General features: G+C 38.4%; 3 protein-coding genes. 1 reads left to right on the plus strand and 2 read right to left on the minus strand.

The window, feature by feature from the left end; genetic code table 11:
* Positions 1-479: 479 nt before the first annotated feature.
* Together WC644_06165 and WC644_06170 are read right to left on the minus strand one after the other, a co-directional pair.
* Positions 480-8,000: a T9SS type A sorting domain-containing protein gene (locus WC644_06165; protein ID MFA5011523.1), complete on the minus strand. Its 7,521-nt coding sequence runs from the start codon at positions 7,998-8,000 to the stop codon at positions 480-482.
* A 538-nt stretch (positions 8,001-8,538) separates the two neighbouring features.
* Complete coding sequence (locus tag WC644_06170) at positions 8,539-16,896, minus strand: BNR-repeat neuraminidase N-terminal domain-containing protein (protein MFA5011524.1); 8,358 nt, start codon at positions 16,894-16,896, stop codon at positions 8,539-8,541.
* A gap of 581 nt (positions 16,897-17,477) precedes the next feature.
* Here WC644_06170 and WC644_06175 point away from each other — a divergent pair.
* Positions 17,478-18,920 carry a hypothetical protein gene (locus tag WC644_06175; protein MFA5011525.1) on the plus strand — a complete coding sequence of 481 codons (1,443 nt, stop codon included), beginning with the start codon at positions 17,478-17,480 and terminating at the stop codon, positions 18,918-18,920.
* The last annotated feature ends 84 nt before the right edge of the window (positions 18,921-19,004 follow it).

Raw genomic sequence — 19,004 nt, forward strand, 5'->3', positions numbered from 1 at the left:
AATTAAGCTAATTATTGCAAGATGCGAAAGGAATTTATTTATGTATTTTACCTAATTTCCAAAATTCGTTTTTTAAATAAATTGACGGATTTGTCACTAAAAGGGGGAGTATTATTTAAGGCTATCTAAAGGCAAGTTAGAGGCAAGTTAGGGGCAAGAAAAGATTATGGGTAAATAAAAAATTTGAGACAAAAAACCTCACAAAAAAACCAACAATTCCACCAAACCCAAGTTTGACTGTTGCGGGCAGGCAAAGAAAACAAGTGGGCGGATTAATATATAAAAAGACTCCATTATTTTATGAATTACATAAATAATTTGCATTTTACTATAATCCAGAATCGAATTGATTGTCTTGAGTTGGTTGAGCAAACAAAAAGGCGGACTTTCGTCCGCCCTTTTGTTTGTTTATTATCGCTCTCTTGTTAATCCATATTTTACTTCGCGTTGTTAACTGTTCACAGTTTACAATTCTCTGTTTATTTTACAAGCATCATCTTCTTGGTCATTATATAATCCGCAGCAGAAGATTTAGTCATTATCCTGTAGAAGTAAGTTCCGCTTGAGAGGTCAGATGCATTGAACTGAACAGTGTAATAACCTGCCGTTCTTGAATCATTCACAAGTGTCTTTACTTCCCTGCCTGTGATGTCATAAAGTTTAATGCTTACTTTTGCATCTAGAGGTAATGAGAAATCAATCTTTGTTGTCGGATTGAACGGATTCGGATAGTTCTGACTAAGGTCGAATTTAGTCGGGAGTCCGACTTCAACTACGTTTGAAAGGTTATAATACTCAAAGTTTCCGTTGTTATCAATCTGCTTTAAGCGGTAGTTATACTTGCCGCTGTTGAGCTTTTTATCTTCAAACGTATAGCTAACAGGTGAAGTTGAATTTCCTTTACCGGTGATGTAACCAGCTTTTACCCATTGGTTAAGTCCCGTAACACTTCTTTCTACCTCAAATCCTGCATTGTTCATTTCGCTTTCGGTTTTCCAAGTAAGTCTTACATCTCTGCCATTTATTGAAGAAGTGAATGAAGAGAGCTGAACCGGCAGCGGATTATCGCTATCCGTAACAGTAAATGTAGAAAACGCTGTTAACCCAAATACTTTAATAGTGTTATTTGTAGTGTTTAATTGATACATTCCGGGACTTGTCCCTTCAATAAGGTAAGGAGTCCAGGTAACACCATTGTCGTCTGATTTTGCAAGTCTTACCTTACTTTCATCACTAACCGTACCAAGCTGAGCTTCTGAATAGGTGTACGTAATATCATATGTATATCCTGAACCGCCTGTTTGGGTAACGACAAAATAGCCGTTCATATACAAAGCCTCTTCGCCACCTGTTCCCGGAGGAGCAACACCCTGATAATAGTCAACATTCAGGTTAGTCATACCCCCGAGATTACTGAAATTAACATCAATAACCGGTAAACCGTAGAATGAAATAATATTCGGACCGATAACAGGAACAATAGATGCTGGTATTGGGTTAACCGAAGGTTTGCCGAATTCATAGGCACCTATATCGGGTGTACCAGCTGCAACTGTCAAAGGTCTTGGGTTTCCTGCATAATCCGTATTAATACCGGCGATATGAGAACCATTATTATAGACAGTCCAGCTGTTTACGTTTGTACCGTCAGGAATTAAATTAACGTCAGAAGTGAATCCAGGATTACCAGAAACTGAATAAGCGTCTTTTCCTGTAGCGGTTCTCCAGTCAGCCAGAGTAGTTTTGTCAGTCTGAACTGAGGCTTCATTAATGTTACCTAATATTGCCGGCTCACCAAAAGCATAATAATCATTAAAATCAATATTCGCGTAACCAGTATTAGGTGCAGCTGAATAAATAGAATAACTCTTATCTCCGGCTCCAGCTGAATTATCGTATGTATTAACAAAAATATTGTTTCCTACATCAATCGAATTTGCAGCAGAATTCATAACACAGAAAGCGGCTGATAGAGTAGCAGAGGCATGGCCAGCATAAGAGCCGTAAAGATTAACAGTATTATAATAAATATTTACGCCTCCTGTAGCACCGTCTATAGCAAGACCTAATACCCAGTAAGTACTCGAAGCATCAGAACCAGCCTGTACATTGTATATCAAATTATTGTAAACGTAAATATTGCTTGAATTCACGCCGGTAGATAGGTACAAACCTCTTGCACCGTATCCGCCTGTATGAGAATTAAGAAGACCGCTGATAGAATTATTAGCTATTAAAAGCCCTCCTGCACCGCTTGTATTTATACCATAAGGAATACCAGTTCCGGATGCCGTGACACCTGCAATAACATTGTTTGATATAGTGTAATTCTGAATGTAGCCGGATGAAACTGCAATGCCTCTTGGAGCGTAAGAACTAGTTCCGGTATAACTTAAATTCGAGATATTGTTTCCGGAAATCGTACCGTTAAAAGTACCTGTTGCAAACCAGACACCCGTACTGTTTGTTGTAAGCGATCCATGAGTAATGTTTGCAATGGTGTTATTTGTCACGGTTACACCGTTCACACCCTGAACGTAAACACCGGTTCCTGAAATCGGATTGACTGCGGAATTTATGGTGTTATTCGTCACGAGTGTACCTGAGCCATTAGTTTCTGTCATGACAGCAAGAATGTAAATAGCATGATAAGCTTTCTGAATATCATTATCCTGAATAGTGATATCATTAAAATATCCGGCAGCACCATTAGCACCATAAACAGTAATAGCCGTACTCGAGTTAACACCGTTTATAACGTTACAGTTTTTAATTGTAGTATTTGTAAGAGGTGTAGTGCCGGTTGAACCGATTCTAATAACCTGCGGAGAAGTAGTACTCAGATTCTCGACTGTTAAGTCTTTTGTACCTGCAGGAGAGTTTGAACCGTCAATAGTGACATAGCTATTCTTAATCAAGAATATCTGCGATGAAGCAGCCGTTCCCTGAATTAATGCAGTAACACCCACATTAGGTTTTATAGTAACAGTATTTACTGCAGTCGGCATACCTTCATTCTGAATATCTACTACTAATGGGAAAGTTTCAGAAGGATATGTTGCATCGTTTAGCAAGAACCGCGTAGCCCCGCTAACACCCCTTAGGTTGAGGTCAGTAAGAGCGGCAGTAATAGTCGCATAAATACCATTGACGCCATCCGGGAAATTTAATGACGGAGAATCACTTCTCTTCACGAAGAGTTTTCCATCATATGTTTTGCCGTTTTCCATTGGCACCCATTCAACTTCTTCGACTTCAATTAATTTTTTAACAATTGGTTTATCAAGGTTTTCACCGCTTGTTTCCGTGGACAGAAGCCCCTTGGAATTAGTTTTATTATTAGTTTTTGAATTAACATCCTTTTTATCCTGTATTTTTTCTTCCTTTAAGTTTTTATTATTATTCTGAACATTGGAAGTTATTTCTTCTTCGGCGACAGTTGCGTCGAAAGTAACTTCTTTCATTACTTTTTTCACAACCTTTTCGAAGTAAACGTTTTTACCGGATACCTGATTGAACAAGGTTGTACCGACTGTATAATCTCCTGCGAGAGAAGTGTTAGAGATAGTATAACTATTAGGTGTTGTCGGCGGAGTGGAAACAGCCGGCGGATTAAAAGTAAATCCGCTTGCACCTTCTGAAGGTGAGGCGCTCAGATTTGGTGTTGGAGCGATTATATCCTGTGCAACGATATAATAAGATACAACATCACCAAGTACAACACCGGAACCAAATGTAAAAGTATATTCATTTCCGCTTACGAAGGTTCCTGCCACTGAGTTATAAGAACCAGCGTTAATTTTCCAGTATAAAACCGGTAAACCCGTACCAGATGTCGGAACTCCGGATGCATCTGAAATGTCTGTAGAAAGAACTCTGTTTGAAGTAGATGCGGTATTCAACAGTGGAGTATAGACGATAGTCGGTCCTGATTGATCTACGCCTTGCTCATACGCTCCTATGCTTGGTGTGGTTCCGCTTCTGGGAATTCCGAGTATGTCCGTTAAAATACCTGCAATCGGTGTACCTGCTGCCAATACAGGAGATGTCAGTTGAGGCTGAAGATTAGTTCCTGAATTAAGCAGAGGATCCATATTAATAGTATTATCACCTTCGCCTGAACCTTCTTTCCACGCAGCATAAGTTGCTACTTCGGCTGCTCCATAGTATCCAAATGCAGCACCGGTCGTGTAATATGCATTATAATTAAGATTTGTAAATGTTGTTCCGGTTGGTGCATAAATTGTGTAATTTTTGGGAGTAGTACCGGATTTAGCGTTGTAGAGAATATTATTCCTCAAATCAATATTAGTTGCAGCGGTTGAAATATATAAACACATTGAATACAATCCTGATCCGGTATTTGCATAAGTACCTGTCTGGCTAATTGTATTATAATATATTTTATACCCGTCTCCACCGACTAATCTTATACCAGCGTTATAGAAATTAGATGTGCTTCCATAATATTGCAAATCATAAATAATGTTATTGTATATTTGATTATTGGAGTTTCCTGTTGCACTCGCAAAATACATTCCCGTAGCATAGTAGGCTGTCGTATTAGTTTGATTAAATGAATGAATCTTATTGTAACTAAATATAGAATTTGAAACATTAGCATTCAGATACATACCGTATTTACTCCCGTTATATATCATGTTATAAATTTCATTTTCAGAAACACTTGCCCCGTCCATTTCGGATAAATACATACCGTATCCTGTTACATAATCAGTTTCTACTGAAGAACCAATCGAATTACCTGAAATAATTAATCCTTCCAATATTCCTATTGAAGCAATTCCTCTTGCATAAATACCGTAATATACTTTTGAAATAGTGTTATTCTGTATCGTTAAATTATCGTTATCTGCCCCTGTTCCCGAGGTTGAGATTGAAGCACCGCCTGCATAAATCCCAAATATTGACGTAACTGTGTTCGCTCCGCCCATAATAATGCAATTTCTGATTGAATTATCCGTAGCACCTGCATTGGCTCCAAGACTGATAATTTGAAATACCGCAGAGTTTGAAGTTGAACTTGCGTTTGTAAAATTAAGATATTTCCCGCTGCCAGTATAACTACCGTCAAAAGTTATTCCGTCTGCACCGTTAAGCCTAATTAGCCCCCCCGTTTTCGTGCCTGAGATTGTTTTTAGAGTAGCATCGTTAGGCTGGATTGTAATTGTATATATTGCTTCCTCGCTTGTTTGATTCAAAGCAACATCTCCTGTTTCCGTCAGGTCAGAAGTGATTTTAACGGTTAAGTTTCCGGTAACTACCTTTTCGTTAATTGCTTTAAAAAGACCTGCCGGAGAATCTTCCGTTAATGAGGTGTATGTCTGTCCCGTACCGACTAAAACCTCTCCTGTTATTGCACCAGCAATCGAGTATTGATTAATAGAACCCGTTAAAGGGAACTCATCTGCCGTCAAATCAACAGATGTCAAAGACTGAGCAGGTATTCCTGAGTTTATATTTGTATTGCTTAACAAATCCTGAGCAATGACAAAATATTGTATTATTTCGCCGGTTGCAACTCCACCACCGTTTAGTATTGAATAGTCAATGGTAAAACTGAAAGGAGAACTTCCGCTTGATGTTTCAACCCATTTCCATCCGTCATCTGTATCAGTATTACCGGCATAAGTATTAGCATCAATAGTTTTCTTGTAATACACTCTTGGTTTTGTACCCGGGTCTACGCTAACTCCCGACGGGTCGGTAATAGTAACGTTACTGAAGACTCTTGTTGTTGTAGATGCTGAAGTACCAAGCGGTGTATAAGATATTACCGGTCCGGATAGGTCCTTTGGAATTCCTGCAAACTCATCAGCCCCAACGTCGGGTGCTGTTGCAGGGAATGAAGGATTATTCGGATAACCCGGGTTTGGAAATCTTGCATGACCGTCAAAATCTTCGTTGATATTTGGAGTGCTTATTGTATTACCTCCGCTTTCCAATTGAGTAGCTGTTATAGGATTAATGTGTAAATCATAAGGAGCAGCTGCAATATTAACGAAGTTGGGTAATGTTGAGAATGAAGAAGCATCTCTCGGGGTTACCCTGGCTTTATAAGCATCCATCGTCTGGTCAGAATTTGTTCCGTCATAAAATATTAAATTGCTTGCAGATGGAGAACCGGCATAAAGGTCATTATTGTTTGACTCACTGCCAAAATTAACTAAGTCTGTTGAACTACTTCTTCTGAAAGCAACCGTTAAGCCTGTTCCGGCGGGCACTGAGTTATTAACGATTATATTATTCCTCATATCCAGAACAGCAGTTGTTGGTGTTGCGCTTCGTGAGTGATAAATACCCGTTGTTCCAAAATTTGCCCCTGATGATGAAGCATTTAAATAAACTGTATTGTTATACACACCGTATGTGGAATTTGTGGAAGTGCTTGAAATATCAATACCCCTGACTGCATCAACACCTGCTGCGGAAGGGGCTTTTAAATCAGAGATAAAATTGTTGTAAATATATACTGTCGTTCCGGAACTTGCGGTTAAACCTCTTACGAGGCCTGTTGTCGTTCCTGTTGATGTTGATGAATTATTATAGATTTGATTCTTATACACATCAGCAGATATTCCTAATGTTTGAGTGAGAGATTGTAAAGAACCGCCTGAAGTATTATTATAAATATTATTTCCATAAATGTTTTTTGTTGCAGTCGAAACTGAATTCGTATACAAACAGTAAACAGTTCCTGTGCCTGAGGCAGAATTGTCATAAAGATTGTTGTTATAAATATTCTCAAAACCATTTGCACCCAAACCATAACTATACAGAATATACGTCGCGCCGGACGTACCTGACTTTATGTTGTTACGAATAATGTTATTATATATATTTACATTAAAAACATTACCATAACTATATAATAAATACATTCCACCAGATGTTGCAGTTGGGTATGTGCAATTTTCGATAATATTATCGTACAAATTTAGAGTATTTGTCGTACCTGTAGTACCCATATCATTTCTAATCGCATAAATCGTACTGGTAGTTGCACCGCCTTGAATCGTGACATTATTTCCGCGTATAGTAACATTCGAATTAATTCCCGTCGAAGTATACATACCGTAAAGAGTAGTTGTAGTTCCTGCACCTCCGTTAATAGTATTATAATTGACTGACAAACCATTTTGATAAATAGCATAAATACCGTAAGCTGTGGAACCAGCACCGCCGTAATTTGTAATGCTGTTCCCGGTGCCGGAAGCATTACCGATTTCGTTATTCTGGTCATAAAGTGTGTATGGAGATGATGCACCATATCCTGCAAGTCTGATACCAACATATACATTAGAGATTGTGTTATTATAAAACTTGCAATTATTTAGAGCATCGGTTTCGGCGGTTATTGTCAACGAAGTAGTAGCCGTTGCAATATGATTCCCTGCATATATACCATAAGAACCTGTATTAGTTTTGTTCAAAGTAATATTACAATTCTGAATCGTTACATACTGGCACCCGTCGAATGGTGATACATTTTGACTTTTAACTAATGCATATCCCCATTCCATCAGCTCCGTTGGAGTAGTGTTTGCGGCATTCTCCTGTAAATCAATGCCGTTTATCGTAACATAGTCAGTACCCTGAATTATCCAGATACCGTCAACTGAAGTAGATGTACCGGGAGTAAATGCGGTAATCAAAGGATTTAAGCCAATCACCGTTTTGTTAAATGTTATCGTATTGGTTGCGGACGTTAATCCGTTAAGTGTTGCATTTCCCAGCAGATAACCGCCCGCAGGCGCAGTTTCTGTACCATTTGCTGCAAGAGTAAACGTTACAGGACCGGTCATACCGGTTATAGCGTTAATTGCCGTAATAGCATCGGCAAGAGAAGTATAGCTTGCAGATAACGGAGGTGTTGTATTGGCCGGATTATCAACCGTCACCGCAATCTGAGCATTTGCACTACCCGCTAATATTAATGCAGCGAATAGTATAGTAAAGAGAGCGAATAAGTTTTTCATATATTTTTAAATTAAGTTTGAAAAATATTTGAATTAATTAAATAATAAATTGTTCTTTAAATTTTCTGATTCTTAATTATCAAAGTATTGTATAAACTTTTTATAGCAATAATATGATTAAGTGCATCTAAAACTACATGAATATAAACGCGTATTCATTTTTAAATCTATTATTTAAGTTTTCTTTGTTTTTGTATTTAATTTGTTATATGGGTAAAGCTTCTGGTTAGTAACTCCTGTTCGGCGTGACTGAATGATTAATGTAGTTATTCCGTATTTATACTTATAGTATGTCATCTGGAAATTTATTGTAATATAAAATCTCTTTTTATTAAATTCAATGTTTTATTGTTATCACAAATAAGTTTTTTTCTTATATGCGGGGAACCGAATGAACAATTGTAGTACAAACAAAAAGGCGGACTTTCGTCCGCCTTTTTAAAGCTTTCATCTGTAAGCTTACAGCGTTAAGTTAATCTCTGAACGCTATATCGCCTGTTCACTGTTTGCCGTTACCGGTTTACAGTTTCTATCTATATTACTTGACAAGTACCATCTTCTTCGTCATGATATAATCTGCACCCGAAGATTTTGTCATTATTCTGTAGAAGTAAGTGCCGCTGGAAATATCCGAGCCATTAAACTGGACAGTGTAATAACCTGCAGTTCTCTGGTCATTCACAAGCGTCTTAATTTCTCTTCCTGTAATATCATAAAGTTTGATGCTCACTTTAGCGTCAAGCGGCAGCGAGAAATCAATCTTCGTTACAGGGTTAAACGGATTCGGATAGTTCTGGCTTAGTTCAAACTTCGTCGGTAATCCAATTTCCACTACATTTGAAAGAGCGTGGTATTCGAAATTGCCGTTGTTATCTATCTGTTTCAGCCTGTAGTTGAACTTTCCGCTAGTTAGCTTTTTATCTTCAAATGTGTAGGTTGTAGGCGTTGAGATTGTACCCTTACCGGATACATATCCTGCTTTAACCCACTGGTTCATGTCGGCTTCGCTTCTTTCGATTTCAAATCCGGCATTGTTTGTTTCGCTTTCGGTTTTCCATGAAAGTCTTACATCTCTGCCGTTAACTGAAGACGTGAATGAAGCAAGTGATACAGGTAATGGAATATCCTGATCTCCAAATGCAAGTGCCATAGCATTCGCACCGTTCGGGCTTAAAGCAACACCGTCAAACATCGGACCGCCAATACCTAAGTAACGATAATTGAATCCGACAGTACCTCCGGGTCCGTTAACACCGAGAGAAGCGAGTGTAACGACTGTATTCGTTGCAAGCGGAGCATAAGACATTTCATCATTATAATTAATTATACACAATGAATTCAATGTCGGTGCATCCGAAATGTAAAGAGCAATTTGTACAGAAATATAATTTGTACCGTCTGCGCCTGTCCTGTCATAAAGATTATTGTAACTGATAACTATTTTGTCAGCAAAGATTTTATAACTAACGCTTGATGCCGGTGTATATGTTGTCCTGTTGTACATATCTCTGAAAGCAAATGCTATCATATTCGGAGGGTCACCGACTTGCGGTAAAGCTCCGGCAGGCGTCCAATTTGTCGCGCCCGCACCAAAAGTCAGATAACCATTGACACCAACGAAAACAGAAGTATAATCAGTACCAAAGAACTTAAATTTCTTTGAACCGCCGAATAGTACCTCTGTGTTTCCGTCATCATTGTCTACGAATGTTATAGGTGTAAAGTCAGTAGTCGGGAGCCATTCATAGCTCGGCTTACTTTCCGGGCTTCCGTTTGCTGTACTGTTCGAGTATTTATAGAAACCGCCCAATCCGTTACTGAAGGTTCCGTAATTCGGATTTTGCGGAAGAACGCTTACTTCATTGGAATGTTCTGAAGTACCTTCTGTATAAACAGCATCGACAACGTAATAATACCTCGTTCCGAGTACTGCACTAATGTCGTCGTAGGTTAATGCATTTATTCCCGTAAAGTCTTGTGTGTAAACACCCGTCTCAGTACCGCGTCTTAATGTATAGCTTGAAAGAACTTTCTCACCGTTTCTACCGTAGATTAAAGCCGCCGGTACACTGTGCTGAATTTCCTTTTTATTCGTATTTTTTACTTCTGAATCCTTTTTGACGTCTGTCAGGGTTTTAATCGGTATCAGCTTCATATCGGGAGATGGATTACCGGAAATTAAGTTATCACCCGATGTATTCATATATGCACGCATGAAGAAGTTACCAGGAGCGTCCGTCCAGTTTGCACCTGCATCAACTGAGTAAAAACTCCTGCTGTGCAATACTGTCATATCAGTTCCAACATAAGGTCCCGTAGTACTGCCCTCAGGCCACTGTACTGCAATATAAAATGTCTGGCCTGCTGTAACAGCAATCGGAGTCGTTAAGGTACAAAATACCCATGCTGACGATGTACCTACCCCCACATTGCTGAATGTTGCGTAAGGTGCTGCTAAATTTGGTTTACCCGTTCCGTCATCAGGACAGACCACTACCGAATTAAACATATTGCCTGCGGAACCTGCATAAGCCGTTATGGCAATTTGTGTTAAATTACCCGCGTGAGGCGCTGTAAGTTTATTCGTAAAATAATGATTTGTACTGGATGGACTGCTGAGCCAGTAATTTCCCTCAACAGTACCGTCATCAATTTTTATTTCACTGCCCGGCTGCGGTGCCTGCCAGCTTAATGAAGGTTTGTATTCTGCTGTTATTCCGCCCAATAATGACTGTGCAGGATTAACCGCACTTGTTCCTGTTAATGGAATATCATGAACAGATTTAACAATATTATCAACGATATGTAAGTTAGCTGTTTTATCTCCGATTGAAGTATTCGGTATAAACTGAACTCTTACCGTTCCTGATTGACCGTTGGTAAGATTCAATGTAGAAGCTCCTAATATCTGGAACTGTGTCGGATCCGTTCCTGTCAATGAAAAATCAGAGCTGTTAATAGTCAGTGTACCTCCGCCTGTATTAGTAATCGTAAACGTCTGGTCAACCGAACCTCCGCCGATTGTAACATCTCCATATGCCATCGATTCTGGTGAGATTGAGAATATTGGCACAGTCGGCGCTTCTTCTACTCTTATATTATCTAAATACAGATTATTTCCGTATCCACTAATTCCGACAAATCTAAGTTTATTCGCTCCTTCGGGAATAATGACACTCTTTGTTGCCCATTGTCCGGCAGTTGGTACGAAAGCACCCGAATTAACAGCACCACCGGTATTAAGAGGTCCGGAAGTTCCTCCATCATACAATACCAATTGAGTCCAGTCGGTTCCTGCGTTAGTAGAATAATCAATCCTTAACTGGTCATTTTCTCCGGAATATGTAGCATAAGCGTGGTCGAACTTAAGTAAAGGAGTAGTAAGTGCACCTCTATTAAATTCAAATGTTGTCATTTCACGGCTGCCGGAAGAGATACCATAAAAATTAACAAACGTTGAAGCTGTTCCTACTCCATATCCGCTGGCAGATGTTGACCTTGCCCAAGTGCTCGATAGTCCGTCAATTGCCCAGCAATTTGGCGGGAATGTAGCAAGTTCAAAGTCTTGTACAAACGGAGCCGTTGTTACACCGCAAAGAGTTGTTGCATTTGCGGTTACTCCGGGAGAATACAGAAGCTCCGACGGGTCGAACGGTTCGTTGTAAGAGAATGCCTTATAATAATAAGTTGTAGATGAGTTTAATCCTGAATGTGAATAAGAACCATCAGGACCTTTATAAATAATCGTTGCAGTTCCAAGAGGATCATCAATGTTGTATTCTTGACCGTTCACGGGTTCTCCGAATGCATCTGTAGTATTAACCGCTATCATCACAGGATTTGCACTGCTATTAGGTGTCCAGCCTAAATTAATCTGTGAGCCGCTGAATGGAGTGGCTGCGAAATCAGTCGGGTTCTCAATTGAAGGAGGTGTATATGTGTATTCGTCCGCTCCTATATCAGGAGTGGTAACGTCTCTTGCATCCCCGTCAAAGTCTGTAGTAATACCCGCAATAGGAGTTCCTGCATTGTTGACAGGCGATAACTCTGTTGGTGGGATGTGTAAATCTGTGTTGCTCGTGAATCTTGGGTCGCCTGATACTGAATTTGCGTCCTGACCTGTTCCTGTGGTTCCGCTTTTCCAATCTGCTAATGTAGTTACGGCTGCTCCCCTAATATAACCAATATTATTGGTTGTATTTGAATTAATGTAATAATCGTTATAATTAATTGTTGTAAATGGCACGGTTGGTGATGGTGCAGCCACAACAACACCGTTCGCGGATGGGGTACCGGATGTCATTCCTAATGTATTAGAGAAAACATTATTCACTGCATTTACACCGCCTGTAATTCCGCTTTGCAAACTTAAACAGGAAGAACCACCCCCTGTTAAAGTAGTACCGTACATGTTAATACTATTGTAATAGAGATTGATACCTGCATTACTGCTGGTACCTTCTATCATTATTCCAATAGGGTTATAAGTACTTGTAGGACTGGAATAGCCGTCCGCAGTTATATCATAAATGAAATTATTGGAAATTGTAATTCCCAAATTCGTTGCACCGATATTCATTCTTATACCTGCTGTTCCCCAACCACCAGTTCCTTCATATTTAATTCCGGATATTGAATTTCTTGTTATGTTGCTATTCGTTACACCGGTTGTTATGTATATACCCGCTTTACTGTATATAGAACCTATAAAGTTCCTGATCGTATTCTGAGAAATCAAAGTATTATCAGTATGGGTCATATAAATCCCATAATAACCTATATAATCTGTAGTTGTACCGACTGGGGCTCCAATAGTATTTCCTGTTATAGATATATTATCAGAGACGGAACCTGAAACACCTGTAATGTTAATTCCATGGTAAGCTTTATAAATATAATTATTACTAATTGTATTGTAATCGTTATCACTGCCGCTGGCTCCTATTGTTGCACCACCAACATATATTCCGTAATTCGTCGATACTGTATTTATTCCGTTTTTAAGAACACAATTCTTAATTGTGTTATAGGTAGCACCTGCACCCACACCTGCACTTCCTAACCATAAAGTGGCAGTTGAAGATGAGGTATTTGTGTTTTCGATAGTCAGACTCCTATCTGTACCGCCTGCATTCGAACCGTCTATAGTCACGTAGTCAGCACCGTTTAATTTAATAATAGATGTACCGCTGCCCACAATACTTGTAGTGACTCCTGTATTCGGTTTTATAGTTAATGTATTTGTGGCACTTCCGCCATCGAAAGCATTAATAGTAATAGGGAATGTCTCACCTGTTGTATACGGACCTGCGTCCATAAGCAAGAAATTAGTAGCCGCGCTTACCCCTCTTAAATTGAGGTCGGTAACAGCCGCTGTTAAAGTTGTATAAACTCCGCTTAGCCGCGAATCTTTAAACAAATCAGGACGTTCAGATTTCTTTACGTATAATTCACCTTTATATTCCTTACCGTTTTCCATAGGAATCCACGAAATTTCTTCAACCTCTGTCAATTTTGTACCTGTCATCTTTGTTTCGCCGCCGTTTTCTTTTGTTCCTTCCTCATAAACAGGAATTTCCTTCATTACCTTTGTTACAACTTTTTCAAAGTAAATATTCTTTCCTGTTAATTTATTGAACGTTCCGGCGCTGATTTGATAATCCCCCGAGAGAGGAGCTGCAACTATTAAGTATGAGCTTGGTGTAGTCGGCGGTGTAGAGGCTGCAGGTGGATTAGCAGTAAATCCTGCTGCTCCGCCAGCTGGATAAGCACCGACATTAGGTACATTATCCTGAGCAACAACATAATAACTTACAGTATCGCTAACAACTACTCCCGAACCCAATGTAAATGTATATTGATCACTGCCGATTGAGATCCCTTGAGCACTTGAATATGTACCGGAGTTTATTTTCCAGTAAAGAACCGGAAGACCGATACCTGAAGTAGGAACGCCTGAGGCATCCGTTATTGTTGATGTCAGTGTTCTATCGGTTAAACTGCTTGTATTGCCAAACGCAGTATAAACAATATTAGGAGGTGTTAAGTCCTGAGGAATACCGTCGAATTCATCCGCACCGATATCGGGTGCTGTACCTGTTCCGGCATAAGTTGGTTCTCCCCATCTAATATTGTTTTCAAAGTCAGTAGTAACAGCGATTGGAGTTGTTACTCTCTGTCCGCCGCTTTCAACCTGTGTTGCGACGTCAGTTTTAAGTTTTAAGTCATAAGGTGAAACTGCACTCACAAAAGGCGGATTTTCGGATGCCGCATTCTGGTCGCGTGTTGACATCCTTGATTTATAACCCGCGAGTGTCTGTTCGGGATTTGTTCCGTCATAGAATATAAGATTCTTCGCGCCGGGTGTGCCCGCATAATAGAGGTTATTATTTGAAGTCGTTGCAAAGTTTGTTAATGAAGTAGTTGTTTTATAGAATGCAACTGCTCTGGTTCCCGTTGTAACATCTGCATTGTTCACAAAAATATTATTTCTGAGGTCCAATGTGGGTGATGTACCTACATAAAGAGCCGCACTCTGGTTAGTGGCTCCGGATGAAATATAATCAAGATAAACTGTGTTGTAATAAACGTAAGCATTCGTACCTCCCGTCAGACTTAAGCCGCGAACCCCGGGAGAACCTGTTGATGCTGGAGCTTTAATATCATATATAAAATTATTGTATATATAATGATTCGTACCGCCGCCTATGTACAAGCCGTAAGCATAATAAGATGATGTTCCGCTATATGTAATATCGTATATTTTATTATTATAGATATTTGTTGTTGTAATAGTAGTGATATATATTGGGGCAACAGTGTACGCTGCCGTGAAAGTTTTGAAAACATTATTATATATATCACAAGTACCATCACTGGTATTGTAAATACCATAAACACTTGAAGAAGTGCTTGTACCTGTAACGTTTGTAAATGTATTATTATATATCTGATGAGATGATGCCGTTCCTAGTCCATCATAGAAACAATATATCGTAGTAGAGGCCGTAACATTGCTTATTGTTGTGTTAAACAGTTTGAAGTTTGTTTCGTATGGTGCATAAACTCCATAAACAGTTGAACTTGAACCTCCAATATTATCGATTAAGCTCGTACCGCCGTCTATTCCAACTTCATTCCCATCATCAAGATAGGTTGAATTACCTGAGAAGTAATAACCGTAATATGTATCCTGTATTGTATTATTGTAGAATTTATTAAAGTTATTCGCATTTGCTACTGATGTAGGAGCATTGGCATACGTATATACACCCCGTGAATTTATATTTGCTTTTGAAAGGTCAATTGTAGAATTTTTAATGGTGTTATATTTACAGCCGTCATCAGTTGGTCCCTGTATATAAATACCCCGATCAAGGTAATCTGATGAAGATGTTCCTGCGTCAAAAATGTCTATACCGTTAAATGTTGTGTAATCGCCGTAAATCCAAACGCCCATATCACTTGTTGCAGAAGTACCCAGAATATTTAGTTTAGGATTTGCACCTTCACCCGATTTTTGAAATATTATCGGATTTGTTTCTGTTCCGGTTGTGAATATAATGTAAGCATAATTATATGGACTTGCGGGTACAGTTTTATCCCATGTTTGTCCTGCCGCTACGTTGAAAGTAACGGGACCTGAGATGCCGAGTAAATTAAGATCATCGATTGCTGCTGTAAAAGTAGTATAGTTTGTAATTCCGCTGCCGCCCTGGTCGATTGTATATGTACCGGAGAGAGGAGCTCTTACCGTTCTGGAGCCCGGGGGATCTATAATGTCTGGTATTCTGATCAGTGCTTTTGCTTCAGAAGTAACAAACTGTGTGCATTGTGCGTCAACAACGTTATAAGGTGTGGCTGTTCCCGATATATCATATGCGAGCCAGAAATAGTTAACCCCACTTGATAAAGTCTGGGTACCATTTACTGAAAAAGAGCCATTAGGATTTGGAACTGCAATTCCAAATTGTGTGGCTGTAGAAAATTCTGTTGAAGTAGTATAATATACTCTCGCATTTGTTAAATCACTTGTGGATGTTGTTCCTGTTGTATTAAATGTAACTGAAGTAACGTCTAATGGATTTAAAGGTCCATCGGTAACTACTTTCAATCTGACAACTTCATTATTTGTTGAACCCTGTATTACCGGTGATGTAGTTGCTTGCTCCGTTGTTGATGATACGAAAATCATTCCTGTATTTGAAATAAGAGATATATCATCAATAGATATATACCATGGTGTGGAAGTAAGATCCGCTCTGATACCAATGTAATAAGTACCTGTTACGGCGGGTGTAAAAACACCTGAGAACAACTGATAATCTCCGTTTATGACTGCTGTCGAAGAAATTATACTATTTGTCATTCCGGCACTTGTTGCCTCGGTTCCATAACTTGCTAAAACATTCGTCCCGCCTGTTACATCCTGCCTTGCATAAAATGATAGTGTGTACTCTTGTCCTCCTGTTAAATCAACGCTTCTAAACATCCAGTCTGTGTTGCTGTATTTTAAATATGCGTTCCAGGAACCCGTTCTTGGTGTTCTGTTATAATTGACGAGTGATGTGTTAGCTAACCAAGAAGCAGTACCCGCAATAGACTCTTGTGTCCAACCGGTTATTGCAACATCTTGTACATTCCCTGATTCGAATCCTTCGTAAAATATTTCTGCATCCGGACTCTTAACCGGATTAATATTATCCAAGGGTTTTCCATAATCAAACGGATTAGCCAATGGGGTCTTTATGTCTTGTTGAAATGAATTTAAAGGCCGTGGAGTTCTCACTTCATCTTTAGGAGTAACTTCCTGCCTGAATTGTTCATCTTGCGAAAAAGCATAGTTAATGCTGAATAAAAAAGCAAAAACTATCAAGAGAGAGGATAATTTTTTCATGACATTTTTATTTAGTTTGTTAAAATATTAGTTAATAGCTGTTATTTAATAGTTGTATAGAATGAGAATAAGAAATACGATATAAGTATGTATTATATAATCGGAAAGAACAAGAAATGATTTCTCCAAGTTCTGCTCTCCGATGATTTTTACAGTGTGTATAAATGACCTTATAATTTTTATTCTCCTGTTTATTTAATTTACTTTTATAAATATTTCTTTAATTTTCGCAAAAACAAAACTAATTAGCGGATTTAATTCCTATTTCGTTTTAACTTATCCGCCCCTATCTATAATGAAGTAGCTAAAGATGTAAAATAAAACATTATTTCTTTTCAGTAAATACAAAGTTTTTTTAAAATAAAGATATATATTCGCTATTGTAACGGTTAGTATTAATTTATTTTCTTTCCATGGGAAAAATTATCGGTTACAATTCGTTTATAATATCTTTTACATTTTAAGAATTCTTTGAAATTATTTCAAAAATGAGAATTGTATGTAATCTTATGTTTAATTTTATTATTATTTAGCAGTTACAATTAGAGGATAATTCCTGGATAAAATTTAGGTATTGTAATATGTCTGCTTCAGAAAGGAAAATTAAGTCCGACATTCTTTTAGAGAGTTTATCGTCGAGAGAAATCGAACAATTTGATAAATACATAAAATCAAAACTTGACGGCAGCGGCGGCAGGATTTTGAATTTCTGGCGTAATAAGTTCAACACACTTAAAAATCAGGCCGAAGTCCGTCCAAAAAATGCTTCCGAAAATTATTCCAGAAAAACAATATCGGATTTTGTAAAGATTCTTGAATCGTTTATCGCGAAAAAAGTATACGATAAAGATTTATTGATTCAGAAGATTTACCTTGCTAAAGAGCTCCGCAGCCGTAATGTAGATAAATATTTTGAAACTTTGATTGATGATGTTTGTTCGATTAATTCAGTTAAGTTCTTAAAGGGATATTCATATATGTCGAATCTTCAAAAGCTTTACATAGAGGAATATCTTCTTTGCAATTCCCGAAACGAGGAAAGTAGTATGCACGATATAGCGGTAAAGATTCTTAAAAACGCGGAAGCCGTACTGATAAAAAGTGTACTGTTTGAATTCGTAAACAGAAAATTATATTCTACCGATTCAAAAAGGTTGAAAGATGAAATTCTTTCTGCCGATGATGCAGCACGCATCGTTGAGAAAAACTCCGCGGTTTATTCAATGAATTATCCGAATGTATACCTTGACTATCTTTTGTATAAGATGCTCAAAAAAGCCGGGGATTTGCAAAGAGTTTTTGACGTTCTGAAATATCTTAAAGAAAGAGAAAAAGAATTAGCGTATGACTTTGTGCAATTTGTGTATGAAACGCTCATACGGTTTCTTTCGGGAAGAATTAATTCAGGCTGTTCAGAAAGCCAAAGAACTCTTTACGAGCTTTTTGTAGAGATCGAAAGCAAGGGGCTGTTGAACAAAATCGGTAATTTTCAGCCTATGATATTTGTTTCTGCAGTAACAACATCGCTCTCTTATAACGACATAACTTTTGCCAATAAATTAATCACTCTGTACAAAGGGAAGTTAAATTTAAGGTATCGCGATGACGTTATAGCCGTATCTCAATCTTTAATCGACTTCGCCTCGGGTAAATATGAGAACGTGAAAAAGATTAACGGCGATTTTAAAACGAAAAATGTTTCTTTGTATTTATTCTCAAAGACGGCATTACTGAAGGCTTTGTTCGAGCTGAAGGAGGACAGGAATATAGTGCCGTTGATAGATACAACGAAACATTTTCTAAACAGAAAATTCCCAGGCAAGAATGTTCAAAAAGATAGTATTTTTAAGTTTCTGAATTATCTTAACGCGCTTTGTTCGGTCAGAAGAAAGAACGGTAGAGGCGCAGAGATGCTTATGGATAGAATACATGACGAAAAAACCTTTTTCCAGAAAAAATGGATTTTTTCTAAAGCAGAAGAAATGGCTGCAGAAGACAAGGAGTTACCAATAAAATACGAATAGTCGCGGATTAAGCAGAATCTATTGCCTGTTGAAAAAAAGCGGAAAGGCACGGAAGTAAACAAAAACTTAATGAAAAAACAGCTC

The sequence above is a fragment of the Ignavibacteria bacterium genome, from assembly GCA_041649015.1.
In the GTDB taxonomy this organism is placed as follows: domain Bacteria; phylum Bacteroidota; class Ignavibacteria; order Tepidaquicellales; family Tepidaquicellaceae; genus CAIKZJ01.

Excerpts from the sequence above, each read along its gene's own strand:
- WC644_06165 (MFA5011523.1), bottom strand. The coding sequence starts at position 8,000 with ATGAAAAACTTATTCGCTCTCTTTACTATACTATTCGCTGCATTAATA.
- WC644_06170 (MFA5011524.1), bottom strand. The coding sequence starts at position 16,896 with ATGAAAAAATTATCCTCTCTCTTGATAGTTTTTGCTTTTTTATTCAGC.
- WC644_06175 (MFA5011525.1), top strand. The coding sequence starts at position 17,478 with ATGTCTGCTTCAGAAAGGAAAATTAAGTCCGACATTCTTTTAGAGAGT.